The organism is Streptomyces sp. NBC_01723 (assembly GCF_036246005.1).
Taxonomy (GTDB): Bacteria; Actinomycetota; Actinomycetes; order Streptomycetales; family Streptomycetaceae; genus Streptomyces.
Genome location: NZ_CP109171.1, coordinates 2,658,464 through 2,683,839, shown reverse-complemented (window position 1 = coordinate 2,683,839; position 25,376 = coordinate 2,658,464). Strand labels below are relative to the sequence as shown.

At 69.9% G+C, this 25,376-nt stretch carries 21 protein-coding genes and 2 tRNA genes; 18 read left to right on the top strand and 5 right to left on the bottom strand.

What is annotated here, in order from left to right:
• Nucleotides 1–315: 315 nt before the first annotated feature.
• Nucleotides 316–1,134, top strand: coding sequence for an Fpg/Nei family DNA glycosylase (locus OIE75_RS12465; protein WP_329470834.1), 819 nt, complete (start codon nt 316–318; stop codon nt 1,132–1,134).
• 10 nt (nt 1,135–1,144) lie between these two features.
• Here OIE75_RS12465 and OIE75_RS12460 read toward each other — a convergent pair whose 3' ends face one another.
• Nucleotides 1,145–2,374 carry a GNAT family N-acetyltransferase gene (locus OIE75_RS12460; protein ID WP_329473971.1) on the bottom strand — a complete coding sequence of 410 codons (1,230 nt, stop codon included), beginning with the start codon at nt 2,372–2,374 and terminating at the stop codon, nt 1,145–1,147.
• 196 nt (nt 2,375–2,570) lie between these two features.
• Between OIE75_RS12460 and OIE75_RS12455 the strand changes: the two genes are divergently transcribed.
• Both OIE75_RS12455 and OIE75_RS12450 read left to right on the top strand, forming a co-directional pair.
• A complete protein-coding gene (locus OIE75_RS12455; RefSeq protein WP_329470833.1) occupies nt 2,571–3,761 on the top strand; it encodes a PP2C family protein-serine/threonine phosphatase in 1,191 nt (396 codons plus the stop codon).
• A gap of 13 nt (nt 3,762–3,774) precedes the next feature.
• On the top strand, nt 3,775–4,266 hold the full coding sequence (locus OIE75_RS12450; protein ID WP_329470832.1) for an HD domain-containing protein: 492 nt from the start codon (nt 3,775–3,777) through the stop codon (nt 4,264–4,266).
• 32 nt (nt 4,267–4,298) lie between these two features.
• On the opposite strand, the gene OIE75_RS12445 is transcribed toward OIE75_RS12450, so the two are convergent.
• Nucleotides 4,299–5,477 carry an acyltransferase family protein gene (locus OIE75_RS12445; RefSeq protein WP_329470831.1) on the bottom strand — a complete coding sequence of 393 codons (1,179 nt, stop codon included), beginning with the start codon at nt 5,475–5,477 and terminating at the stop codon, nt 4,299–4,301.
• Between the two features lie 663 nt (nt 5,478–6,140).
• Between OIE75_RS12445 and OIE75_RS12440 the strand changes: the two genes are divergently transcribed.
• Nucleotides 6,141–6,335 carry a hypothetical protein gene (locus tag OIE75_RS12440; protein ID WP_053130833.1) on the top strand — a complete coding sequence of 65 codons (195 nt, stop codon included), beginning with the start codon at nt 6,141–6,143 and terminating at the stop codon, nt 6,333–6,335.
• A gap of 44 nt (nt 6,336–6,379) precedes the next feature.
• Here the strand turns inward: OIE75_RS12440 and OIE75_RS12435 are convergent, their stop codons facing one another.
• Both OIE75_RS12435 and OIE75_RS12430 read right to left on the bottom strand, forming a co-directional pair.
• Nucleotides 6,380–6,865 (bottom strand): hypothetical protein, encoded by a 486-nt coding sequence (locus OIE75_RS12435; protein ID WP_393562881.1) that lies wholly within the window; start codon nt 6,863–6,865, stop codon nt 6,380–6,382.
• 100 nt (nt 6,866–6,965) lie between these two features.
• Nucleotides 6,966–7,039 (bottom strand) — tRNA-Gly (locus OIE75_RS12430).
• A gap of 164 nt (nt 7,040–7,203) precedes the next feature.
• On the opposite strand from OIE75_RS12430, the gene OIE75_RS12425 reads away from it, so the two are divergent.
• From OIE75_RS12425 to clpX, 5 genes are all read left to right on the top strand, one after another.
• Nucleotides 7,204–7,280 (top strand) — tRNA-Pro (locus OIE75_RS12425).
• Between the two features lie 195 nt (nt 7,281–7,475).
• Nucleotides 7,476–8,870: a trigger factor gene (gene tig, locus OIE75_RS12420; protein ID WP_329470827.1), complete on the top strand. Its 1,395-nt coding sequence runs from the start codon at nt 7,476–7,478 to the stop codon at nt 8,868–8,870.
• Between the two features lie 368 nt (nt 8,871–9,238).
• Nucleotides 9,239–9,844 carry an ATP-dependent Clp protease proteolytic subunit gene (locus OIE75_RS12415; RefSeq protein ID WP_031040345.1) on the top strand — a complete coding sequence of 202 codons (606 nt, stop codon included), beginning with the start codon at nt 9,239–9,241 and terminating at the stop codon, nt 9,842–9,844.
• A gap of 50 nt (nt 9,845–9,894) precedes the next feature.
• Nucleotides 9,895–10,575, top strand: coding sequence for an ATP-dependent Clp protease proteolytic subunit (locus OIE75_RS12410; protein WP_052838146.1), 681 nt, complete (start codon nt 9,895–9,897; stop codon nt 10,573–10,575).
• Nucleotides 10,576–10,766: 191 nt separating this feature from the next.
• Nucleotides 10,767–12,053, top strand: coding sequence for an ATP-dependent Clp protease ATP-binding subunit ClpX (clpX, locus tag OIE75_RS12405; protein ID WP_122620118.1), 1,287 nt, complete (start codon nt 10,767–10,769; stop codon nt 12,051–12,053).
• Between the two features lie 74 nt (nt 12,054–12,127).
• Here the strand turns inward: clpX and OIE75_RS12400 are convergent, their stop codons facing one another.
• Entirely contained in the window at nt 12,128–13,108 is a 981-nt protein-coding gene (locus tag OIE75_RS12400) for a hypothetical protein (RefSeq protein WP_307012069.1), read from the bottom strand.
• A 137-nt stretch (nt 13,109–13,245) separates the two neighbouring features.
• On the opposite strand from OIE75_RS12400, the gene OIE75_RS12395 reads away from it, so the two are divergent.
• The 9 genes from OIE75_RS12395 to rodA all read left to right on the top strand — a co-directional run bounded on the left by OIE75_RS12395 (nt 13,246) and on the right by rodA (nt 25,342).
• Nucleotides 13,246–15,897 carry a valine--tRNA ligase gene (locus OIE75_RS12395; RefSeq protein ID WP_329470823.1) on the top strand — a complete coding sequence of 884 codons (2,652 nt, stop codon included), beginning with the start codon at nt 13,246–13,248 and terminating at the stop codon, nt 15,895–15,897.
• A 169-nt stretch (nt 15,898–16,066) separates the two neighbouring features.
• Nucleotides 16,067–17,581: a bifunctional tetrahydrofolate synthase/dihydrofolate synthase gene (gene folC, locus OIE75_RS12390; RefSeq protein ID WP_307012066.1), complete on the top strand. Its 1,515-nt coding sequence runs from the start codon at nt 16,067–16,069 to the stop codon at nt 17,579–17,581.
• Between the two features lie 6 nt (nt 17,582–17,587).
• On the top strand, nt 17,588–17,944 hold the full coding sequence (locus tag OIE75_RS12385; RefSeq protein ID WP_125493043.1) for a DUF4233 domain-containing protein: 357 nt from the start codon (nt 17,588–17,590) through the stop codon (nt 17,942–17,944).
• Nucleotides 17,945–18,048: 104 nt separating this feature from the next.
• Complete coding sequence (gene ndk / locus OIE75_RS12380; RefSeq protein WP_307012065.1) at nt 18,049–18,462, top strand: nucleoside-diphosphate kinase; 414 nt, start codon at nt 18,049–18,051, stop codon at nt 18,460–18,462.
• A gap of 321 nt (nt 18,463–18,783) precedes the next feature.
• On the top strand, nt 18,784–19,803 hold the full coding sequence (locus tag OIE75_RS12375) for a rod shape-determining protein (RefSeq protein WP_007449816.1): 1,020 nt from the start codon (nt 18,784–18,786) through the stop codon (nt 19,801–19,803).
• 201 nt (nt 19,804–20,004) lie between these two features.
• Nucleotides 20,005–21,057 (top strand): rod shape-determining protein MreC, encoded by a 1,053-nt coding sequence (gene mreC / locus OIE75_RS12370; protein ID WP_329470821.1) that lies wholly within the window; start codon nt 20,005–20,007, stop codon nt 21,055–21,057.
• A gap of 13 nt (nt 21,058–21,070) precedes the next feature.
• Nucleotides 21,071–21,742, top strand: coding sequence for a rod shape-determining protein MreD (gene mreD, locus OIE75_RS12365; protein WP_125493040.1), 672 nt, complete (start codon nt 21,071–21,073; stop codon nt 21,740–21,742).
• A 112-nt stretch (nt 21,743–21,854) separates the two neighbouring features.
• Nucleotides 21,855–24,146 (top strand): penicillin-binding protein 2, encoded by a 2,292-nt coding sequence (mrdA, locus tag OIE75_RS12360; protein WP_307012059.1) that lies wholly within the window; start codon nt 21,855–21,857, stop codon nt 24,144–24,146.
• Nucleotides 24,143–25,342, top strand: coding sequence for a rod shape-determining protein RodA (rodA, locus tag OIE75_RS12355; protein ID WP_307012057.1), 1,200 nt, complete (start codon nt 24,143–24,145; stop codon nt 25,340–25,342). Before mrdA ends, rodA begins: the two co-directional genes overlap by 4 nt.
• Nucleotides 25,343–25,376: the final 34 nt, after the last annotated feature.

Here is a 25,376-nt window from a genome sequence, read left to right as displayed (position 1 = left end):
CCCGCGGCGCTTGGGCGCCGGAACACGCCCGGGTGCCGGAACCTGGGCCCGCGGTGCTGGAACGTGCGCCCGCGGTGCTGGAACCTGGGCTCGCGGTGCTGGAACCTGGGCTCGCGGTGCCGGAACCTGGGCCCGCGGTGCTGGAACGTGCGCCCGGGGTGCTGGAACCTGGGCCCGGGGCACGTGCCCCAGGGGTGCAGGGGACGGAGTCCCCGCCGGGGGGCGGGGCGGAGCCCCGGGGCGAGTCCCGCCTCTCGACCGACCGAGTCGGGTGGGCGGGTGGGCCAAGGCAAGGAAAGGAAGGGAAAGGACACCGTGCCAGAGGGGCACACCATCCACCGGCTGGCCCAGGACTACGCCGCCGCCTTCGCCCGGACGGCAGTCCACGTCACCAGCCCCCAGGGCAAGTTCGCCGACTCCGCCGCCCTCCTCACCGGCACCCCCCTCGTCCGCACCGAGGCCCACGGCAAGCACCTCTTCCTCGGCTTCGGCGCCGCCGAGCCCGCCGGCTGGGTCCACATCCACCTCGGCCTCTTCGGCAAGGTCACCTTCGGCACAACCCCGGCGCCCCCGCCCACGGACACCGTCCGCCTCCGCCTCACCAACGACACCGCGTACGTCGACCTCCGCGGCCCCACCACCTGCGCCCTGATCACCGACCCGGAGAAGCAGGCGATACACGACCGCCTCGGCCCCGACCCCCTGCGCCCGGACGCCGACCCGCAGGCCGCCTACCGCCGCGTCTCCCGCAGCCGCACCACGATCGCCGCCCTGCTCATGGACCAGAAGGTCATCGCCGGCGTCGGCAACGTCTACCGCGCCGAGGTCCTCTTCCGCCACGGTATCGACCCGTACCGCCCCGGCAAGGCCGTCACCCCCGCCGAGTGGGACACCATCTGGCACGACCTCACCGTCCTCATGCGCGAGGGCGTGCGGAACAACCGCATCGACACCGTCCGGCCCGAGCACACCCCCGAAGCCATGGGCCGCCCGCCCCGCGTCGACGACCACGGCGGCGAGGTCTACGTCTACCGCCGGGCCGACCTCTCCTGCCACCTGTGCGGCGACGCGATCCGCACCGCGGACCTCGCCGCCCGCAACCTCTTCTGGTGCCCCACCTGCCAGAAGCGGTAGGGCCCCGCCCTCAGAACCCGTACGGCAGCCACGGCACGACGGGCGACCCGAACCCCACCGACGCCTCCGTCAGCGCCCCGGGCCGCAGCTCCCGCACCCGCCCGGCCGCGGCCAGCGAGGCCAGGCCCACGCCCCCGAGGTAGGCCGCGCCCAACTCCCGTACGGACAGGGCGAGATCCGCCGCGTCGGACGTACGCTCGCAGGACGCGCCCTTGCGGTCGCCGCTCAGCCGCCAACACCCCTCGTTCCAGGGGCAGAAGGCGTCCTCGACCTCGAACACCACGTCCACCGGCGCCTGGTAGGTCCGCGCCGCCAGCGCCGCCCCCACGTCCACCAACCGCACGTACAGCGCGTCCCGCAGCGTCGGCCGGCACCGCCGGATGTCGGACACCTGGTACTGCCACGCCTCGTCGACCGGCCGTCCCCGCGCCGTCAGCGTCGAGGTCAGGTCGATGTCGAACAGGAAGCGCCACAGCGCCGCCTCGGTCGCCGCGTCCAGCCCCGCCAACTCGTCCAGCACCACCGTCCCCTTGGGCCCCGCGGGCTCCCAGTCCGGCCGCACCCGGAACCGCGCGTACCCGGTGACCTCGCCGTCCCGCCGGGCGACCACGCACTGCAGCGGCGAGGCGCCCTCCCGGTCCTTCTCCGGATCGAGCAGCCCCAGCCGGTCCCAGCCCGGCAGCCGGGCCAGCATCCCGGGCCGCCCTGGCACCAGCCGCGCGAACACCGCCTCGCACGCGTCGAGCACGTCGGCGGGCGCCGCGTACGCGAGCCGTACGTCATCCGTGCCCGGCGGCACCGACAGCCGGACCCGGTCCGTGTCGATCTCCGCGTTGACCTGGAAGGTCGCGGCGCCGTACCCGAACCGGCCGTAGATCGCCGGTTCGGAGGCGGTCAGTACGGCCAGTGGCTCGCCCCAGGACCGTACGTCGTCCAGCTGCCGCCGCATCATCGACGTGAGCACACCCCGCCGCCGGTGCGTGGCGGCGACGCTCACCATCGTCACGCCGGCCGCGGCCACCGCCGCACCGCCCGGCACGGTCAGCCGGAAGTCGAACGCCCCCGCCGTACCGACGCACGCGTCGCCCTCCCACACGCCGATCGAGCGCTCGACCCGCGTCAGCTCCCGGTACATCGCCGTCTCCTCGGCGGATTCCGGGACCCCGCCGAAGGCACGGGTCAGCGACCCGTACCAGATGTCCCATTCGTCGCGCCGCAGCACCCGCGGCCCGGTCGTCATGTCGTCGCCGTCTGTTCCCGTGGAGCGTCCCATGCAGCATGCGTACCAGGGCGGTACGGAGAGGAGCGAGGCAATTTCGGCAGGGTTGCGGCGCGAAGGCCGTTCGTGAAGTTCACTGTGAAGTCGGGCCTCGGACGGGGGACAAGTGGGACCTCCCGTGCCAAGCGGCCGGTCCGATGGATAGGGTCCCGAACTAATGACAGCAGGACGACAGCGCCGCGCGGCGGCCGAGACGTTCACGGCCCGGTGGAAGAAGCAGTGGCACCGGGCCCGCGTCGGCGTGCGCCGATCCGCCGTCGACTACTTCCGCGGCGACGGCTCGGACTGGATCGCGCTCGCCGGACTGCTGTTCACGATCCCCGTCATCGCGGCCACCACGATGATGAACTCCGTGTGGTGCGCCCCCGCCGCGCTGGTCATCCCGATCGTCGCGGGCGGCCTGCTGCTGCGCCCGGCCAGCCTGCTCGGCCTGTACGCGGCGGCCGCCACGGCGCTGATCGTGGAGTCCGTGCAGCTCGGCCCCTACACCGAGGGCCCCTCCCGGGTCACCCCCGGCGTGGTCCTGACCGTCGCGGCCTGTGGTTTCTTCGGGCTGCTCGTGGCCCAGTTCCGCAGCCGGGTCGGCGTGCCCTGGCGGCGCGGCGGCACCATGCTCTTCGACCTGCGCGAACGCATCCGCGTCCAGAGCAAGCTGCCCCAGCTGCCGGCCGGCTGGCACCGCGAGATGGCACTGCGCCCGGCCGGCGGCCAGTCCTTCTCCGGCGACTTCGTCGTGGCCGCCCGCACCAACGGCGGCCGGACGCTCGAGGTGGTCCTCACCGACGTCTCCGGCAAGGGCATGGACGCGGCCTCCCGCGCCCTGCTGCTGTCGGGCGCCTTCGGCGGACTGCTGGGCAGCCTGCCCCCGCACGCCTTCCTTCCCGCCGCCAACGGCTATCTGCTGCGCCAGGACTGGGACGAGGGCTTCGCCACCTCCATCCACCTCGTCCTCGACCTCGACTCCGGCGACTACGAGCTGTACTCCGCCGGACATCCGCCGGGCCTCCAGCTCAGCGCCGGCACCGGCCGATGGGAGGAGAAGTCGGCCGACGGGCCGCTCCTCGGCGTGTACGACGGGGCGCAGTTCGACCAGGTGAAGGGTTCGCTGCGCCCCGGAGACGTGCTGATGCTCTTCACGGACGGCCTGGTCGAGACCTCCGACCGGGACATCGCCGAGGGCATCGACCGGCTCACCGGCGAGGCCGACCGCTATGTCGCGGGCGGTTTCCACGGCGCCGCCTGGCATCTGATCGAGGCGGTGGCCAAGGACGTCAACGACGACCGGGCGCTCCTGCTGATCAGCCGCGGGGGCCTGGCGTCCCAGTCGGCGTCGCCGGCGGCCGGCTGACACAGTGGACACCGTGTCCCGCACCTCTTCACCCGCACCACCCCCGCCCGCCTCGCGGCTCACCCCGGCCGAGGTCGAGGCCACCGCCCGTGCCGCCCACGCCGGACAGACCGACAAGGCGGGCCGGCCGTACGCCGAACACCTGCGGGCCGTCGCCGAGGGCGTGCGGCGGCGCGGCGGGGACGACGAGCAGATCGCGGCGGCCTGGCTGCACGACGCCGTCGAGGACGACGCCCTCTCCGAGCGATGGCTGTGCGAGGCCGCGCTGAGCCGCCGCACCAAGGACATCGTCCTCGCCCTCACCAGACGGCCGGGCGAGGCGCCCGAGGCGTACGCGGCACGGATCCTGGCCACGCCCGGCGCGGCCCTGGTCAAGGCGGCGGACCTGGCGCACAACGCGGACCCGGCGCGCCTCGCGGTCCTCGACGAGGCCACCCGCACGCGGCTGACCGAGAAGTACACGCGGATGCGCGCACTTCTCGGCCTGGTCGAACCGGGTGCCTGAGTCGGGGGCGGAACGGGCCGCGGGACCCGTCGCTAGACGGAGACCTTCTCGCCGGCCCTGCTGGGCGCGGTCGCCTGGCGCGCCTCGGCCGGCTCGGTCTTCTTCTCCTGTTCCCTGCGTCCCCGGGCGGCCGCACCCGAGTCGCGCTTGAACGCCCAGTCCATCTTCGGCTCCACGACGAACCGCAGGGCCCGTTGGACCGGCTTGGTGCAGAACAGGGTGACGACGGTGGCGCCGAGGACGGTGAGGCCGATCTCGCCGAGCGGCTGGTCCAGCAGGGGCTGCTTGAACCAGTCCGTGTAGCTGCCCTCCTTCACCAGGAAGCCGTGCAGCAGGTAGCCGTAGATCGTGCCCGCGCCGAGCGCCGTGAACCACATGCGACGGCCCGGCACCCAGGCGAAGAAGCAGGCGGTCAGCACGACCGAGCAGCCGAAGAGCGCGAGGGTGACGATCGCACCGGACCACCAGGGCAGGCCCGTGTCCGTCATCGCGGCGTTGCGGTAGAACCAGCCGGTCTCCATGCGCGGCACCGACCACCAGGCGACGACCACGGCCGCCGCGACGACCGGTACGGCCACGATCCGCGCCGAACGGCGGCGCACCAGCTGGAAGTGCTCGGGGCGCAGCACGAGGCCCAGCACGAAGCAGGGCAGGAACTGGAGCACCCGCTGCATGTTCAGGTCGTTCCCGACGCTGGGCGTCACGGACGCCGCCGCGGCGATGGCGAGCGAGATCGGCAGCGGCCAGCGGACCGTCTGCCAGATCGGCGTGGTCAGCCGCCAGACGAACAGCGCGCACAGGAACCACAGGAGGTAGGTGGGGTCCAGCAGGCTGAAGTCGCTCTGCGGGTCCTCGCTGAAGCGGCGGTGCAGCGTGTACACGACCTCGAACACCAGGTACGGGACGGCGACACCGGTGATCAGCCGCTTGACCCGCTTGGGGCTCAGGTCGAAACTGCGCGAGAAGTAGCCGGAGATGACGATGAACGCCGGCATGTGGAACGTGTACAGGACCCGGTAGAGGGTCTCCACGGTCCGGTTCCCGTCCAGGATCTGTCCCCAGGCGTGACCGATGCCGACCAGCACGATCGCCAGGTACTTGGCGTTGTCGAAGAACGCGTCACGTTGGCGGCCCGGCCGGGGGTGCTGGGTCTGCTGGTCCGGAGGGGACGGCGTTTTCCGGTCACCGTGCGATCGCAGCGAGCTAGTCATGCAACCCCCCGCCGGAAACTCGGCGAGTCGTCACAGGACCTCGCTGCTCTTGTGGGGGACGGGGCAGCGTAGAACATCTGAGGCACCCTAGCGTTCTCTGTGTGATTCCGTAAAACCCTCGACGTCATTCCTGCATTCGACTCCCGCGTGCCTGTCGGGTACCCCGCATTTCACGGAACTCGACGCCTCCGTTCGCGTGACAGCCCCCACATCACCGGGTAGGCCGTGCGGTGACAGGGTGCGTCGAAGCACCCCACTTGTCATGACTCATCATGACTAAGCACCGCATAAGACCGGCGGGCGACTCTGCTGGAATGTCCCCTTCAATACGCTTACGGGGCCCGTGGGTGATCCTGTGATCTCCCTGTGATGTGGTGGACGCTGTGGCTGCGGCGACAATTCGAAATATCTGCGAACGCGATGTGTGTGTATGGAAACGAAACGACTGGAATTCCCCGTACGGGCGATCTCTCGAATGTACATACGAGGTGTGATCTTCGAGTGAGCCCGCCCGTGCGGGGCACGGGGTCACCCGGAACCGGCCGGACGATGTGTCACCCGCCGCATAGCGGGGCCCGGTTGGTGGCACGATGGTTCTGGCGGGGGTGTGCGATGCGGCACCTCCGGGCCGGGAGAGCGGACCGACCGAGGGTGTGATCAGTTGTGGCCATTTCGCTGTCAGTGGTGCTGCTGTTGGCAATCATCCTGGTGGTGCTGCTCCGGGGAGGCTCCATCAAGGCGGGGCCGGCGATCGTCGCCGTCCTCTTCGGCTTCTTCCTGGCCTCGACCGGCATGGCCGACGACATCCAGCGGTTCCTGAACTCGATAGCGGACACGATCAACTCGATCCAGTTCTAGGGGACCGCATCCGGGCCCGCCCTGGCAGAGCACGCCGGGGAGGGTCAGGAGGGCTGCCGCCGCCGCTGCCGCGCCACGAACACGGCCGCGACGACCGAGGCCACCAGGAAGAGCAGGGCGAACCCGCCCGACACCGCCGCCAGTACGGCTGCCCCGCCGCCCCCGACATCGGCCTCACGGGCGACCACGTGCGGATCGTCCGCCTGGTACCGGACGGTCAGCGAGCTGCCGGCAGAGGTCTTGCCGCCGCCGCTGCCCACGGGCAGATCGGCCACCACGGTCCGTCCGCCGGCCTCGAACTCGACCCGGCACTTGCCCGCCATGCACGCGCCGTCCGTGTGCAACGTCGCGCGCGCCCGCTCGCCGTCCTGGAGAGAGCGCAGGTGCTGGGCCGCCGGAAGCATCACCAGCGCCGACAGCGCGCCCAGCAGCAGCGCGAGCACCAGTGACACCAGGAAGGACGCGCGAGGCCCGGGGTCGCCGTCCCACCGGCGCGCGCCGGAGGCCCCCGCCTTCGGCATGCCGTCCAGGGCTCTCACCGTCCGTTTCGTCCGACGGGTCCGACCGGGACCCGGAAAAACAATCTGGGCAAGGTCGGAGGAGTGATCCTCCGACCTTGCCCAGATCGGTTGGAGCGGGCGACGGGAATCGAACCCGCGTAGCTAGTTTGGAAGACTAGGGCTCTACCATTGAGCTACGCCCGCACACCACGCGCCGCAGGTCGGTGACCGCGGCACTGAAGGCATCGTAGCGGGTCGTTCCCCCTCACCGCACACCCCTTCCGGTCCGCGCCGGGCCGGACCGGACGCACCGGAAAACTCTGCGGTACCCGGCGCCCGGCGGCATGTACCCTACGTCTCGCACCAGACGGGGTGTGGCGCAGCTTGGTAGCGCGTCCGCTTTGGGAGCGGAAGGCCGTGGGTTCAAATCCCGCCACCCCGACCACCTCGGCCGATCACCTGAGGATCCCCCGCGCACGAGCGCCGGTGATCGCCTTTTGGGCCGTGTAGTCGCTGCCGTTACTATGCAAGCTGCACGCCCGTGTGTCTCAGCGTCTGAAGTCTCCGGGCGGCGAAATTTGCCGGATGCCGCTCTGGCTCCGGCGAAACCCAAGAAGTCAGCCACCAAGGAGACCGAACCGTGAAGAGCGCCGTGGAGACCCTGAACCCGACCCGGGTTCGGCTCACTGTCGAGGTGCCCTTCGAGGAGCTCAAGGACAGCCTCGACGCGGCGTACAAGAAGATCAACCAGCAGGTCACGGTGAAGGGCTTCCGCAAGGGCAAGATCCCGGCCCGGGTCATCGACCAGCGGTTCGGCCGCGGTGCGGTGCTGGAGGAGGCGGTCAACGACGCGCTTCCCAAGTTCTACACCGACGCGGTCAACGAGGCCGAGCTGAACCCGCTCGGCCAGCCCGAGGTCGACATCACGGAGCTGAAGGACGGCGAGACGCTGAACTTCACCGCCGAGGTCGACATCCGTCCGACCGTCGAGATCCCGGACTACTCCGGCATCGAGGTGGAGGTCGACGCCGTCGACGTCTCCGACGACGACGTCGAGAAGTCGGTGGAGCAGCTGCGTGAGCGCTTCGCCTCCACCTCCCCGGTCGAGCGCGCCGCCGCCGAGGGCGACGTGGTCACCCTCGACCTGCGGGCCGAGGTCGACGGCGAGGTCCTGGAGGACGGCGTCGCCGACGGCGTCTCCTACACGATCGGCTCCGGCGAGCTGCTGGAAGGCATCGACGACGCCGTGACGGGCCTGGAGGCCGGTGGCGAGACCACCTTCACCTCCGAGCTCAAGGGCGGCTCGGGGGCCGGCAAGGAGGCCCGGGTGACCGTCAAGGTCAGCCAGGTCGCCGCGCGCGAGCTGCCCGAGCTGGACGACGACTTCGCGCAGCTCGCGTCGGAGTTCGACACGCTGGAGGAGCTGCGCGCCGACAGCCGCAAGCGCCTCGCCAACATGAAGCAGTACGACCAGGCCACGCAGGCCCAGGAGCGCGTGCTGGACAAGCTGCTCGAACTGGTCGAGGTCCCCGTCCCCGAGAAGCTCCTCGAGGACGAGGTCAACACCCGTAAGCACAACCTCGAGCACCACCAGCTCGGCCAGATGGGTCTCGACCTGGAGAAGTACCTGGAGCTCCAGGGCAAGACGGCCGAGGAGTTCGAGACCGAGACCCGTGAGGCCGCGGTCAAGGGCATCAAGACCCAGTTCGTCCTCGACGAGCTGGTCAAGCAGGAGAAGCTCAACGTCAGCCAGGAAGAGCTGACCGAGCACCTCATGCGCCGTGCCGCCTCCTCCGGCATGTCCCCCGACCAGTTCGCCCAGGCCGTCGTCGAGCAGGGCCAGGTCCCGCTCCTCGTCGGCGAGGTCGCCCGCGGCAAGGCCCTGGCCGCCGTGGTCGAGAAGGCCACGGTCAAGGACACCAACGGCGAGATCGTCGACCTGGACGACGAGGACGAGGAGACGGAGGCCACGGAGGCCGCCACCGAGTCCACCGAGTCCGCCGACGAGAAGGCCGAGGAGAAGACCGAGGGCTGATCAAGCTGATCACCCCTCGCTTCGTCCCCGACGGATGCGAAACGGGCCCCGGACGTCTGACGCCGGGGCCCGTTCGTCATACGGCTGGACAGCCCACCCAGGGGCGCGGGGAACCGCGCGACCAGCCACAGGCGGCCCGCGGCCGTAAACCGGCGGGCCCGCCCACGGCGGTGGGGTTCTGCGCACCCTGCGGAGCTCTACGCCCCCGGCGAACACCCGCAGAACCGGGATGGCGCCGCAGGCCCACCGCGTTAGGGTCCATGAATACGAGGGCAGGGGAGTCCCCGAAAGCGGCTCCAGCCCCGCAGGGAAACGTGAGACGGCCCGGCGCCGTCGTAAGACGAGCAGGTGGATACGTGACGAATCTGATGCCCTCAGCCGCCGGCGAGCCCTCGATCGGTGGTGGCCTCGGCGACCAGGTCTACAACCGGCTGCTCGGCGAGCGAATCATCTTCCTCGGCCAGCCGGTCGACGACGACATTGCCAACAAGATCACCGCACAGCTGCTGCTCCTTGCCGCCGACCCGGACAAGGACATCTTCCTGTACATCAACAGCCCCGGCGGCTCGATCACGGCCGGCATGGCGATCTACGACACCATGCAGTACATCAAGAACGACGTGGTGACGATCGCGATGGGCCTCGCGGCCTCGATGGGGCAGTTCCTGCTCAGCGCGGGCACCCCCGGCAAGCGCTTCGCGCTGCCGAACGCCGAGATCCTGATCCACCAGCCCTCCGCCGGCCTCGCCGGTTCGGCCTCGGACATCAAGATCCACGCCGAGCGGCTGCTCCACACCAAGAAGCGCATGGCCGAGCTGACCTCGCAGCACACCGGCCAGACGATCGAGCAGATCACCCGCGACTCGGACCGCGACCGCTGGTTCGACGCCTTCGAGGCCAAGGAGTACGGCCTCGTCGACGACGTCATCACCACGGCCGCCGGCATGCCGGGAGGCGGCGGCACGGGCGCCTGAGCCATCCCCCGCCCCGAGCCGACCGCCTCAGCCCCTTTACAGGAGACACTGTGAACGACTTCCCCGGCAGCGGCCTGTACGACCGCTCGCGTGCCGAGTACACCGGCCCGTCCGCCGAGTCCCGCTACGTGATCCCGCGCTTCGTCGAGCGCACCTCGCAGGGCGTGCGCGAGTACGACCCGTACGCGAAGCTCTTCGAGGAGCGCGTGATCTTCCTCGGCGTCCAGATCGACGACGCCTCCGCCAACGACGTCATGGCGCAGCTGCTGTGCCTGGAGTCGATGGACCCCGACCGGGACATCTCGGTCTACATCAACAGCCCCGGCGGCTCCTTCACGGCGCTCACTGCCATCTACGACACGATGCAGTACGTGAAGCCGGACGTCCAGACGGTCTGCATGGGCCAGGCCGCCTCGGCCGCCGCCGTCCTGCTGGCCGCCGGCACCCCGGGCAAGCGCATGGCGCTCCCGAACGCCCGCGTGCTGATCCACCAGCCGTACAGCGAGACCGGCCGCGGTCAGGTCTCCGACCTGGAGATCGCCGCCAACGAGATCCTCCGGATGCGCTCGCAGCTGGAGGAGATGCTGGCCAAGCACTCCACCACCCCGGTCGAGAAGATCCGCGAGGACATCGAGCGCGACAAGATCCTCACGGCCGAGGACGCGCTGAGCTACGGCCTGATCGACCAGATCATCACCACCCGGAAGATGGACAACTCCTCTCTCCGCTAGGCGGGAGGCTGTATCGTCTGCCGCTCCTTGGCACGGTTTGACGCGGTTCACGTCAAAGCGAACCGTGCCAAGGGGGGCCCGGACGGGGGGCCCGGCAAGGTACCGTCGGACATAAGGCAGCACCAGGAGTCCGCTGCACGTTGACGTCAGGTCGACGTCCAGGAGTCTCCCAGGCGAAGGGGAAGCACACCGTGGCACGCATCGGTGACGGCGGCGATCTGCTCAAGTGCTCGTTCTGCGGCAAGAGCCAGAAGCAGGTCAAGAAGCTCATCGCAGGGCCCGGTGTCTACATCTGCGACGAGTGCATCGATCTCTGCAACGAGATCATCGAGGAAGAACTCGCGGAGACCAGCGAGGTGCGCTGGGAGGAGCTCCCGAAGCCCCGCGAGATCTACGAGTTCCTCGAGGGCTACGTGGTCGGCCAGGAGGCGGCCAAGAAGGCCCTCTCCGTCGCGGTGTACAACCACTACAAGCGGGTCCAGGCCGGCGAGAACGGCGGCGCCCAAGGCCGCGAGGACGCCATCGAGTTGGCCAAGTCCAACATCCTCCTGCTGGGCCCCACGGGCTCCGGCAAGACCCTCCTCGCGCAGACCCTGGCGCGCATGCTGAACGTCCCCTTCGCGATCGCCGACGCCACGGCGCTCACCGAGGCGGGGTACGTCGGCGAGGACGTCGAGAACATCCTGCTGAAGCTGATCCAGGCCGCCGACTACGACGTCAAGAAGGCCGAGACCGGGATCATCTACATCGACGAGATCGACAAGGTCGCGCGGAAGAGTGAAAACCCCTCCATCACGCGCGACGTGTCGGGCGAGGGCGTCCAGCAGGCCCTGTTGAAGATCCTGGAGGGCACCACCGCCTCCGTCCCGCCGCAGGGCGGCCGCAAGCACCCGCACCAGGAGTTCATCCAGATCGACACGACGAACGTCCTGTTCATCGTGGGCGGTGCCTTCGCCGGCCTGGAGAAGATCATCGAGGGCCGGGCGGGCGCCAAGGGCATCGGCTTCGGCGCGCAGATCCGCTCCAAGCGGGAGATCGAGTCCAAGGACCAGTTCGAGCAGGTCATGCCGGAGGACCTGGTCAAGTTCGGCATGATCCCCGAGTTCATCGGCCGGCTCCCGGTCATCACCTCGGTGCACAACCTCGACCGCGAGGCCCTGCTCCAGATCCTGGTCGAGCCGCGCAACGCGCTCGTCAAGCAGTACGAGCGCCTCTTCGAACTCGACGGCGTGGAGCTGGACTTCGAGCGTGAGGCCCTGGAGGCCATCGCCGACCAGGCCATCCTCCGCCAGACCGGCGCCCGCGGCCTGCGCGCCATCATGGAGGAGGTCCTCCAGGGCGTGATGTACGAGGTCCCGTCCCGCAAGGACGTCGCCCGCGTCGTCATCACCGCCGACGTGGTCCTCTCCAACGTCAACCCGACGCTGATCCCCCGGGATTCGCGGGGGCGCGGCTCGGGCGAGCAGAAGACGGCGTAACCGCCGCACGTACGACTTACGCCGAAGGGGCCCCGGTCGAGTTCCGACCGGGGCCCCTTCAGGTGTGTGCGTGTTCAGGCCTTGACGCGGATCTCCTTGCGGAGCTTGGTGGTGATGTCCACCGCGACGTCCTTCGTCACGCCCTTGGTGGCGTCACCGGGGGAGACCAGCGCGATCGTGCTGTAGTCCGACCATGCGCAGATCCAGTCCGTCTTCTGCTTCTTGGTGAGCGGGTTCTTCCCCTCGACTCCCTGGCACTTCATGACCGCGCCGTCGATGTCGACCGACTCGGGCTCGCCGACCACCTTGCCGCCGCCGGTCTCGGACGAGGAGGAGGAGTTCTTCTCGGACTCCTTCTTGAACTCGGCGAAGAACTTGTCGAGTACGGTCTCCGGGTCGGAGATCTTCCCGTACGCGCCGATGTAGGTGACGCCCTTGGCGGTCGCCATCTCGCTCGGGTCGGGAGCGGTCTCCGGGTCCGAGGGGTCGTAACCCGTCAGGTCGGCGGTGGTGTAGAAGCCGGTCACGCTCGTGCCGTCCTCGACCCCGCTCTTCTTGAGGTCCTCGACCGTGTCCTTGTCGGTCTCGGCGGACTCCTCGCTCGCGCGTTTGTAGTCGGTCAGGACCGTCGCCGGCGTCGTCAGCTTGTGCGCGCCGTCGTCCTCCAGGCCGCCCGCGCCGCCGCCCCCGCCCAGCACGAAGTACGCGCCCACGCCGATGGCCGCCACGACCGCCACCGCGCCGATGATCAGGCCGGTCTTCTTCTTGCCGCCGCCCGGCGCCGGGGGCTGGGGCATGCCGTAGGGCTGCTGGCCGTAGGGCGGCTGCTGGCCGTACGGGGGCTGCTGGCCGTAGGGAGGGGTCTGCGGCGGGACGCCGCCCTGCGGCTGCTGCTGCGGGTAGCCGTAGCCCGGCTGCGGGGGAGGCGTCTGCTGGGGGTAGCCGTAGCCGGGCTGGGGCGCCTGCGGCGGCTGCTGGCCGTAAGGGCCCGGCTGGCCGTACGGACCGGGCTGCTGGGGCTGCCCGCCGTACGGGCCCGGCTGGTTGTGAGACATTCCTGGGTTCCCCTCCAGATGCTTACGTGATGCTGACATCCTGACTCAGACCTGGCGTGCGCAGGTCACCGGGGGGCGCACCGTTACAAAGGAAACGCGTTTCGGGACAGGGCCGTGACGCCCTTAAACTGACCCCCGTGACCGAGAACTCTCAGCAGCCGCAGCCCGCACCCACCACCGAACTGCCGACCCAGTACGCGCCGGCCGAGGTAGAGGGGAAGCTGTACGAGCGCTGGGTAGAACGGGGTTACTTCGAGGCCGACGCCAAGAGCGAGAAGCCTCCGTACACCGTCGTCATCCCCCCGCCGAACGTCACCGGCAGCCTGCACCTCGGGCACGCCTTCGAGCACACGCTCATCGACGCCCTGACCCGCCGCAAGCGCATGCAGGGGTACGAGACGCTGTGGCAGCCCGGCATGGACCACGCCGGCATCGCCACGCAGAACGTCGTCGAGCGGGAGCTGGCCAAGGAGGGCAAGTCCCGGCACGACCTGGGCCGTGAGGCGTTCGTCGAGCGCGTCTGGCAGTGGAAGGGCGAGTCCGGAGGCCAGATCAGCGGGCAGATGCGCCGCCTCGGCGACGCGGTCGCCTGGTCCCGTGAGCGCTTCACGATGGACGAGGGCCTCTCGCAGGCCGTCCAGACCATCTTCAAGCGGCTCTACGACGACGAGCTGATCTACCGCGCCGAGCGCATCATCAACTGGTGCCCCCGCTGCCTGACCGCGATCTCCGACATCGAGGTCGAGTACCAGGACGACGACGGCGAGCTGGTCTCCATGAAGTACGGGGAGGGGGACGACACCATCGTCGTCGCCACCACCCGCGCGGAGACGATGCTCGGTGACACGGCCGTCGCCGTCCACCCCGAGGACGAGCGGTACAAGCACCTGATCGGCAAGCTCATCAGGCTGCCGCTCACCGACCGCTCGATCCCCGTCGTCGCCGACGAGCACGTCGACCCCGAGTTCGGCACCGGCGCCGTCAAGGTGACGCCCGCCCACGACCCGAACGACTTCGAGATCGGCCGGCGCCACGACCTGCCCGCCATCGCGGTCATGGACGAGCACGCCGTCATCACCGCCCACGGCCCCTTCCAGGGTCTGGACCGCCTCGAGGCCCGCTCCGCCATCGTCGCCGCGCTGCGCGCCGACGGCCGGATCGTCGCCGAGAAGCGGCCCTACGTCCACAGCGTCGGCCACTGCTCGCGCTGCAAGACCACCATCGAGCCGCGCCTGTCCATGCAGTGGTGGGTCAAGGTCGGCCCGCTGGCCAAGGCGGCCGGCGACGCGGTCCGCGACGGCAAGGTCAAGATCCATCCGCAGGAGATGGAGAAGCGGTACTTCGACTGGGTCGACAACCTCCACGACTGGTGCATCTCGCGCCAGCTGTGGTGGGGCCACCGCATCCCCGTCTGGTACGGGCCGAACGGCGAGGTCGTCTGCGTCGGCCCCGACGACGAGGCGCCGAGCGGCGAGGGCTGGACGCAGGACAACGACGTGCTCGACACGTGGTTCTCCTCCGGCCTGTGGCCCTTCTCCACGCTCGGCTGGCCGGAGCAGACCGAGTCGCTCGCGAAGTTCTACCCGAACTCCGTCCTGGTCACCGGCTACGACATCCTCTTCTTCTGGGTCGCCCGGATGATGATGTTCGGCCTCTACGCGATGGACGGCACCCCGCCGTTCCACACCATCGCCCTGCACGGCATGGTCCGTGACCAGAACGGCAAGAAGATGTCGAAGTCCTTCGGGAACGTCGTCAACCCGCTGGACTGGATGGACAAGTACGGCTCCGACGCGCTCCGCTTCACCCTCGCGCGCGGTGCCAACCCGGGCACCGACGTCCCGATCGGCGAGGACTGGGTCCAGGGCTCCCGGAACTTCGCCAACAAGATCTGGAACGCCACCCGCTTCGCGCTGATGAACGGCGCGACGGTCGAGGGCCCGCTGCCGGACGCGTCCGCCATGTCCTCGACCGACCGGTGGATCCTCTCCCGCCTCAACACGATCGTCGCCGAGGTCGACGCGTACTACGAGGACTACCAGTTCGCGAAGCTCTCCGACGCCCTGTTCCACTTCGCCTGGGACGAGGTCTTCGACTGGTACGTCGAGCTGTCCAAGACCACCTTCCAGGCGGGCGGCGAGGCGGCCGAGGTCTCCAAGCGCGTCCTGGGCGAGGTCCTGGACGTCACGCTGCGCCTCCTCCACCCGGTCGTCCCCTTCGTCACCGAGACGCTGTGGACGACGCTCACCGGCGGTGAGTCGGTCGTCATCGCCGACTGGCCCGCCGCTGTGTCTGTTCCCGGGGCTGACGCCCCGGGGGGCTTCCGGGACGCGGACGCCGAGCGGGAGATCGAGACCGTCCAGTCGGTGATCACCGAGGTCCGCCGCTTCCGCGCCGACCAGGGCCTCCAGCCCGGCCAGCGGGTCCCGGCCCGGCTGACGCTCGCGGGCAGCCCCCTCGCGGCCCACGAGGCGGCCGTCCGCCAGCTGCTGCGCCTCCAGCCGGAGGGCGACGCCTTCACGGCGACGGCCACGCTCCCGGTCGCGGGCGTCGAGGTCTCCCTCGACCTCTCCGGCGTGATCGACTTCGCCGCCGAGCGCAAGCGCCTCGCGAAGGACCTCGCCGCCGCCGAGAAGGAGAAGGCCCAGGCCAACGCCAAGCTCGGCAACGAGGCGTTCCTGGCCAAGGCCCCGGACAACGTGGTCGACAAGATCCGCGGCCGCCTGGCCAAGGCGGACGAGGACATCGCCCGCATCCAGGCCCAGCTGGAGCGGCTGCCGCAGGCGTAGACGCCGGTACGACGACGAAGGTCCCCGGAGCATTGGGCGCCGGGGACCTTCGCTACTCAGGGGCGCGGGGAACTGCGCGACCAGCCACAACGGCGCCGCACTCGCCTGTATGCGCAAGCCACCCCACTCCGTGGGCGTTCTGTCGGCCGGCCTCCGTAGACTGGTCTTCGTGAGTGACAACCCCGGCGACAACGACCAGCCCGACCCCGCTGACTCCTTCGAGCAGATCATCGCGGCGGAGACCACCCGCGACCCCGACCTCGCCGTCATCGAGGCCGGCAGCCGCACCCTGCGCACCCAGGGCGGCCCCCCGCAGGCCGAGGTGCCCGGGCGTCCCGAGGACCCCGAGGTGGACAAGGCCCTGCGCGAGGTCGAGGCGGAGCTGGCGACCCGCTGGGGCGAGACCAAGCTGGAGCCGTCCGTCGCCCGGATCGCCGCGCTGATGGACGTGCTGGGCGACCCGCAGCGCTCGTACCCCTCCATCCACATCACGGGGACGAACGGCAAGACCTCCACCGCGCGCATGATCGAGGCCCTGCTCGGCGCCTTCGAGCTGCGCACCGGGCGCTACACCTCGCCGCACGTGCAGTCGGTCACCGAGCGGATCAGCCTGGACGGCGCCCCGATCTCCGCCGAGCGGTTCGTCGAGACGTACGAGGACATCAAGCCGTACGTGGAGATGGTCGACGCCCAGCAGGAGTACCGGCTGTCCTTCTTCGAGGTGCTGACGGGCATGGCGTACGCCGCGTTCGCCGACGCGCCCGTGGACGTCGCCGTCGTCGAGGTCGGTATGGGCGGCTCCTGGGACGCGACCAACGTCATCGACGGGGACGTCGCCGTCGTCACCCCCATCGACCTGGACCACACCGACCGACTGGGCGAGACGCCCGGCGAGATCGCGACCGAGAAGGCCGGCATCGTCAAGCAGGACGCCACCGTGATCCTGGCCCAGCAGCCGGTGGACGCGGCGCAGGTGCTGCTGAAGAAGGCCGTGGACGTCAACGCCACCGTCGCGCGCGAGGGACTCGAGTTCGGCGTGGTCTCCCGGCAGGTGGCCGTGGGCGGGCAGTTGATGACCCTGCGCGGCCTCGGCGGCGAGTACCCCGAGGTCTACCTGCCGCTGCACGGCGCCCACCAGGCGCACAACGCCGCCGTCGCGCTGGCCGCCGTCGAGGCGTTCTTCGGCGTGGGCGCGCAGCGTCCCGAGCCGCTGGACGTCGACACCGTCCGCAAGGCGTTCGCCGCCGTCGCCTCGCCCGGACGGATGGAGGTGGTGCGGCGCTCGCCGACCGTGGTGCTCGACGCCGCGCACAATCCGGCCGGCGCCCGGGTCACCGCGGAGGCCGTCGGAGAGGCGTTCGAGTTCAGCCGGCTCATCGGCGTGGTCGGCGCGAGCGGCGACAAGAACGTGCGGGGGTTCCTGGAGGCCTTCGAGCCGGTCTTCGCCGAGATCGTCGTCACCCAGAACTCCAGCCACCGCGCGATGGACGCCGACGAGCTGGCCGGGATCGCCGTCGAGGTGTTCGGCGAGGACCGCGTGCAGGTCGAGCCACGGCTGCCGGACGCCCTGGAGGCCGCGATCACGCTGGCCGAGGAGGAGGGCGAGTTCGCGGGCGGCGGTGTCCTCGTCACCGGTTCCGTCATCACCGTCGGCGAGGCCCGACTGCTCCTGGGGAGGGGCTGAGAAACCGTGCGTACGCTCTGTGCTTCCACTCTGATCGGCGAGGTCTTCGTGATCGGCTTCGCCGGCCTGGTCGCGATGAAGGACCCGGACCTGTCCACGGGGACGGTGTGGACGGTCTGCGGCATCGCCATGTTCCTGTGCGTGGCGCTGTGCGGCGCCGTGACCCGGCCGGGCGGCGTCGCCCTCGGCTGGGCGCTCCAGATCGCGCTGATCGCCTCCGGCTTCGTCGTCCCGGCGATGTTCTTCCTGGGCGTCGCCTTCGCCGCCCTGTGGTGGGCCTCCGTGCACTACGGGCGGAAGATCGACGAGGCCAAGGCGAGATTCGCCGCCCAGGCCGAGGCGGCCGCGCCCGACGCCGCCTGAGCGGGCCTCCCCGTCATCGCCTGACGCTGCGTGACCGGCGCCGCGACACGCCCGGTAACCTCAGTCATCACCCGCACAACCGCACACCTCCAAGGGAGCCCCTCGTGACCCAGCGCAGCCTCGTCCTCCTCAAGCCCGACGCCGTCCGTCGTGGCCTGACCGGCGAGATCATCAGCCGTATCGAGCGCAAGGCCGGCTGGCAGATCACCGCGCTGGAACTGCGCACCCTGGACGGCGAGACCCTGGAGCAGCACTACGGCGAGCACAAGGGCAAGCCCTTCTACGAGCCGCTGGTCGAGTTCATGGCGTCCGGCCCGGTCGTCGCCCTGGTCGTCGAGGGCGAGCGGGTCATCGAGGGCGTGCGCGCGCTGGCCGGCCCGACCGACCCGATCGCCGCCGCCCCCGGCTCCATCCGCGGGGACTACGGCGTGATCGTCCGGGAGAACCTGATCCACGCCTCCGACTCCGAGGAGTCCGCCGAGCGCGAGCTGAAGATCTTCTTCCCGGGCCGGGTCTGAGTCCACTCCAGGACCCGACGGACACCTTTTTTCTGACAGCACGTCAGTCGAACGGCCCAGGCGGAGCAGGGGGGGCGGTCGCGTCGAAAGCGGCCGCCCCATGGCATATGCGCGCCTGATCGGGGGAACGGATCCCACCGTTGGCCCGTCTCCACAAGCGAGGCGGTGCGCCATCTGCTGACAATGGCGGAGACCCTCGCGCAGTGTTCGCGAAAGCGCGTCTACGATGGAAGCCTCCACGCGTCACTGCACCCACTTCGCCTACCTGAAAAGCCCTCAAAAGCTCCTGGGAAGGCCAGTCGAATCCTGATGGGGAACTCAATGTCGTTCATCGGCCGTGACATGGCTGTCGACCTCGGGACCGCCAACACGCTGGTGTACGTCAGGGGTCGCGGGATCGTACTCAACGAGCCGTCCGTCGTCGCGATCAACACCAACACCGGTGGCATCCTCGCGGTCGGCGCCGAAGCGAAGAAGATGATCGGGCGCACGCCCGGCAACATCGTTGCCGTGCGTCCGCTGAAGGACGGCGTCATCGCCGACTTCGAGATCACCGAGCGGATGCTCCGCTACTTCATCCTGAAGATCCACAAGCGGCGGTATCTGGCTCGTCCGCGGGTCGTCGTCTGTGTGCCCTCGGGCATCACGGGCGTCGAGCGCCGCGCCGTCATCGAGGCGTCGTCCCAGGCCGGCGCCCGGCAGGTGCACATCATCGAGGAGCCCATGGCCGCGGCCATCGGCTCCGGCCTGCCCGTCCACGAGGCCACGGGCAACATGGTGGTGGACATCGGCGGCGGCACCACGGAGGTCGCGGTCATCTCGCTCGGCGGCATCGTCACGGCCCAGTCCATCCGCGTCGCGGGTGACGAGCTGGACAACGCGATCATCCAGCACGTGAAGAAGGAGTACAGCCTTCTTCTGGGTGAGCGCACGGCCGAACAGATCAAGATCACGATCGGTTCGGCGTACGACCTCGACTCCGACGAGCACACCGAAATCCGCGGCCGGGACCTGGTCTCCGGCCTGCCCAAGACCGTCGTCATCTCCGCCGCCGAAGTGCGCAAGGCGATCGAGGAGCCGGTCAACGCGATCGTCGACGCCGTCAAGACGACCCTCGACAAGTGTCCGCCGGAGCTGTCCGGCGACATCATGGACCGGGGCATCGTCCTGACCGGTGGCGGCGCGCTGCTGCGCGGGCTCGACGAGCGGCTGCGCCGGGAGACCGGGATGCCGATCCACATCGCCGAGGACCCGCTCGACAGCGTGGCGCTCGGCAGCGGCAAGTGCGTCGAGGAGTTCGAGGCGCTCCAGCAGGTGCTGGACGCCTCGCCCCGCAGATGACGTAACACTTCGGTTCCGCCGTACGAGACGATCTCCTCTCGTGCGGCGGATCGTTGATATAGAGGGTTCCAGTACCGGACGTACGGGAAGCGCGCGATGCGCCGCACGTACCGCGAAGTACCGAATCAGCTGAATTCCTGAACACCGCCACGTAAATTCCGGGATTCCCGAATTTCGACGAGGAAGGCACGGCCGCCGCACGTGAGGGACACGAAAGAGAGCCGGCTGCTCCTGGTACTGCTGATCGCCGTCGCGTTCGCGCTGATCACGGTGGACATCCGCGGTGGGGAGGACTCGCCGGTCGACGGTGCCCGGCAGGCCGCGGCCAACGTCTTCGGTCCGATCGAGAACGGGGTCTCCTCCGCGGTCGACCCGGTGGGCAACGCGGTCTCCGCGATCCGCGACTCCGGCGACCGGCACGACCGCCTCGCCGAGCTGGAGACGCAGAACGCGGCCCTGAAGGCGAAACTCGGCAGCGACGAACGCGGCCGCAGCCGGCTCCAGCAGTTCGACAAGATGCTCGGACTGGCCGGCGCCGGACAGTACGGGATCAAGGGCGCCCAGGTCATCGCCATAGGAGCCGCCCAGGGCTTCTCGTGGACCATCACCATCGACGTCGGTGCCAATGACGGCATCAAGCGCGACATGACCGTCCTCAACGGCGACGGCCTCGTCGGACGCGTCACCACCGTCGGCCCGAACACCGCCACCGTGCTGCTCGCCAACGACCCGGACTTCACCGTCGGCACCCGGATGGAGTCCGGCGACGAGCTCGGCTTCGCCGCCGGACAGGGCGGCCGCCCGCTGCGGGTCGAACTCCTCAACGGGAAGGCCGACGTCAAGAAGGGCGACCGGCTGGTCACCTTCGGCTCCCAGGCCGACAAGCCCTTCGTGCCCGGCGTGCCCGTCGGCACCGTCTCCCGCGTCGACCCCAACGGCGGCGATCTGACCCGCATCCTCGAAGTCACGCCGTTCGTCAGCTTCACCAAGCTCGACATCATCGGCGTCGTCGTCCAGGCGCCGCAGAAGGATCCGCGCGACACGGTGCTGCCGGAGAAGTCGAAGCCGAAGCCCACCCCGACGGTGACGGTCACCGCGACCCCGTCCGCCGGGGCCGACCCCGAGGGCCAGACGCAGAACGGCCAGGACGAGCAGTCACAACAGGACGAGCAGTCGCAGGACGAGCAGTCGCAACAGGACCTGCAGTCACAGCAGAACGACCAGACAGAGCAGAACGAGCAGACCGAGCAGTAGGAGTTCTCACCCCATGCGCGTCAACCGGATCCTGCTGTCCGTCGCCCTGGTCGTCGTCGCCCTGGTGATCCAGGTCAGCGTTCTCGCCCGCCTCCACCTGCCCGGCGCCGTCCCCGACCTGCTGCTGCTCACCGTCCTCGGCCTCGCCCTGGTCTACGGCCACGTCGGCGGCGCCCTCGTCGGCTTCGGCGCCGGACTCCTCGCCGACCTCGCCCCGCCCGCCGACCACGCGGCCGGACGCTACGCCCTGGTGCTCTGTGTCATCGGCTACCTCGCCGGACTCGCCAAACCGGACAACGGCCGGCTCAGGTCGGCCACCGGTCCCATGGTCGTGGTCGTCGCCGCCGCCGTCGGCACCACCCTGCTCTACGCCGGCGTCGGCGCCCTGGTCGGCGACACCGCCGCCCGCCACGTCGGCCTGCCCAGCCTGCTGTTCACGGCGGCCCTGTACGACCTGCTGCTCACGCCCTTCGTCGTCCCCGGCGTCATGGCGCTCGCCCGGCGCGCCGACAACGACCCGCTGGCCGACACCAACGCCGCCGCCCAGAGCCCCGACATCTCCTCCGGCTGGCTCTCCGGCGGCACCGGCCTGCGCATCGGCAGACAGCGCGGCGGGCTGCGGATGAAGACCGCGCGGGCACGCGTGGCCCGGGCCGGACGCATCAAGGGGGTCAAGCGGCTGTGAGCACGACGCGGCAGCAGACAGGGCACCAGCACATCGCGAGGGGGAGGCAGTAATCCAGTGACCAACGCCCACCCGTCGCCCACCACCACCCTCAACCGAATGGGCTGCGCCCATGACTAACATTCCAGAGACCGGCCGCAGCACACGCGTCCAGACCCGGCTCGTCGTCATCCAGATCCTCGTCCTCTCCCTCCTCGCCACCCTCGGCGGCCGGCTCTGGTACCTCCAGATCCGGCAGGGCGACGAGTACGCCGAGGAGGCGTCCGGCAACCACGTCCAGCAGGTCGTCCAGCCCGCCACCCGCGGCTCGATCCTGGACGCCCGCGGCGTGCCACTCGCCGACAACGAGACCCGGCTCGTGGTCTCCGCCTCCCGCACCGACCTGCTGAAGATGAAGGACGACGGCAAGGCGGTCCTCACCAAGCTCGCCGGCGTCCTCGGCATGAAGCCCCAGGACGTCATCGACAAGGTCCGGCTCTGCGACGCCGAGACCCCGCAGCCCTGCTGGAACGGCTCGCCCTACCAGCCGATCCCCGTCACCGACGAGGCCACCGTCAAGCAGGCCCTCCAGATCCGCGAGCGCGCCGAGGACTTCCCCGGCATCACCGCCGAGCCCATGGCCGTACGCCGCTACGCCGCCCCCGGCAAGTCCAACACCGCCCAGGTCCTCGGCTACCTCTCGCCGGTCACCGACGAGGAACTGCAGAAGGCCCAGGACACCGACTCGCCCTTCCTCCGCTCCGACCAGGTCGGCCGCTCCGGCCTGGAACGCCAGTACGACAAGGCGCTGCGCGGCAAGGCCGGCGTCACCCGCTACGAGGTCGACAACCTCGGCCGCGTCATCGGCGAGGCCGAGTCCGACTCGGGCACCCCCGGCTCCAACCTCGTCACCAGCATCGACTCGCGGGTCCAGCGGGTCGCCGAGTACGAGCTGAACGAGGCCATGAAGGCCGCCCGCAAGGAGATGGACCGCAACACCAACCGGCTCTACGAGGCCGACGCCGGCGCGGTCGTGGTGATGGAGGCCAAGACCGGCCGCGTGGTCGCCATGGCCTCCAACCCCGACTACGACCCGAACGCCTGGGTCGGCGGCATCTCCGCCAAGGACTACAAGCGGCTCACCGGCAAGGACTCCAACTACCCGCTGCTCAACCGCGCCACCCAGGGCCAGGCGGCCCCGGGCTCCATCTTCAAGGTGGTCTCCTCGGCCGCCGCCGTGGAGGCCGGCTACGACTTCGACGGCAGGTACGACTGCTCCAGCGCCTACAACCTCGGCGGCCAGGTCTTCAAGAACTTCGAGTCGGCCAGCTACGGCCCGATCAGCCTCGGCCGCGCCCTGGAGCTGTCCTGCGACACCGTCTTCTACCGCCTGGCACACGAGGAGTGGAAGAAGGACGGCGGCGCGAAGCCCAAGGACCCCAACGACTTCTTCTACAAGGCCGCCCACCAGTTCGGCCTCGGCGAGGAGACCGGCATCGACCTCCCCAACGAGGTCACCGGCCGCGTCCCCGACCGGCAGTGGAAGAAGGACTACTGGGAGGCCAACAAGGACGCCTGGTGCAAGACCGGCAAGAAGGACGGCTCGTACGTCGAGAAGCTCGCCTACGAGGGCTGCCTCGAGGGCAACAGGCTGCGCGCCGGTGACTCCATCAACTACTCCATCGGCCAGGGCGACACCCTCGTCACCCCCATCCAGATGGCCACCATCTACGCGGCCATCGCCAACGGCGGCACCCTCTACGACCCGAGCATCGGCAAGGCGGTCGTCAGCCCCGACGGCAAGCAGGTCAGCGCGATCGAACCCGAGTCGCACGGCAAGCTGCCGATAAGCAAGACCACGCTGGCCAAGATGGACGACGCCCTCGCCGGCGTCGCCACCCGCGGTACCGCCGCCTGGCGGTTCGGCGGCTGGCCGCAGGACGAGATCCCGATGCACGCCAAGACCGGCACCGCCGAAGTCCACGGCAAGCAGACCACGTCCTGGTTCGCGACGTACACCAAGGACTACTCGATCGTCATGACGATCTCCCAGGGTGGTACGGGATCCGGCGCCTCCGGTCCCGCCGTCCGCAACATCTACGACGCCCTGTACGGCGTCTCGGACGACGGCGCGATCGACAAGAAGAAGGCGCTGCTGCCCCAGCCGCAGGCGAAGCTCCCGACGATCAAGGCAGACGGGACCATCCCGGCCCCGAAGATGCCCAGGGACGTCGTCAAGGACCTCCAGCCCGACGAGAAGCTCTCCCCCGAGGAGGAGTACGCGCCCGTCGAAGAGCAGCAGCAGGGCGCCACCCCGCCGACCCAGAACACCGAGAACCGCGACACCAGGCGCCGCCGACGGCGCGGCGGCCCGGGCAGGCGCTCCACCGGCGGCGGACACGGAAGCCGGAGGGCACGCACATGACCGGTGCCAACAGCTTCCATGTCTCCGGGTACGGCCCCGAGAAGGCGGGCTGGACCCGGCTCTTCGCCCGGGACTCCATGGCCCGGCGGCTCGACTGGCCGATACTGCTGGCATCCGTCGGGCTGTCGCTGCTGGGCTCGCTGCTGGTCTACTCCGCGACCCGCAACCGCACCGAGCTCAACCAGGGCGACCCGTACTACTTCCTGACCCGCCACCTCCTGAACACCGGCATCGGGCTCGCCCTCATGGTCGGCATCGTCTGGCTCGGCCACCGCGCCCTGCGCACCGCCGTGCCGGTCCTGTACGGCGCCTCCGTCTTCCTGATCCTGCTGGTGCTCACCCCGCTCGGCTCGACCATCAACGGCGCCCACTCCTGGATCAAGCTCCCCGGCGGCTTCTCCCTCCAGCCCTCGGAGTTCGTGAAGCTCACGATCATCCTCGGCATGGCGATGCTGCTGGCCACCCGCGTCGACGCGGGGGACCGGCAGCACCCGGACCACCGGACCGTGCTCCAGGCCCTGGGCCTGGCCACCGTGCCCATGCTGATCGTGATGCTCATGCCCGACCTCGGGTCGGTCATGGTCATGGTCATCATCGTGCTGGGCATCCTGCTCGCCTCCGGGGCCAGCAACCGCTGGGTCTTCGGACTGCTGGGCGCCGGCACGGCGGGGGCGCTCGCCGTGTGGCAGCTCGGCATCCTGGACGACTACCAGATCGCCCGCTTCGCCGCCTTCGCCAACCCGGCCCTCGACCCGGCCGGCGTCGGCTACAACACCAACCAGGCGCGCATCGCGATCGGCTCCGGCGGACTGACCGGCTCCGGCCTCTTCGAGGGCTCCCAGACCACCGGCAGGTTCGTACCGGAACAGCAGACCGACTTCGTCTTCACGGTCGCCGGCGAGGAGCTGGGCTTCCTCGGCGCGGGCCTGATCATCGCCCTGCTCGGTGTGATCCTCTGGCGCGCCTGCAAGATCGCCCGCTCCACCCCCGACCTGTACGGCACGGTCGTCGCCGCCGGGGTCATCGCCTGGTTCGCCTTCCAGACCTTCGAGAACATCGGCATGACGCTCGGCATCATGCCGGTCACCGGTCTGCCCCTGCCCTTCGTCTCCTACGGCGGCTCGTCCATGTTCGCCGTGTGGATGGCGGTCGGGCTGCTCCAGTCGATCACGGTGCAGAGACCCATGTCGGCCTGAGCGGGGGCCGTGGACGGTACGGGGGACCATCTTC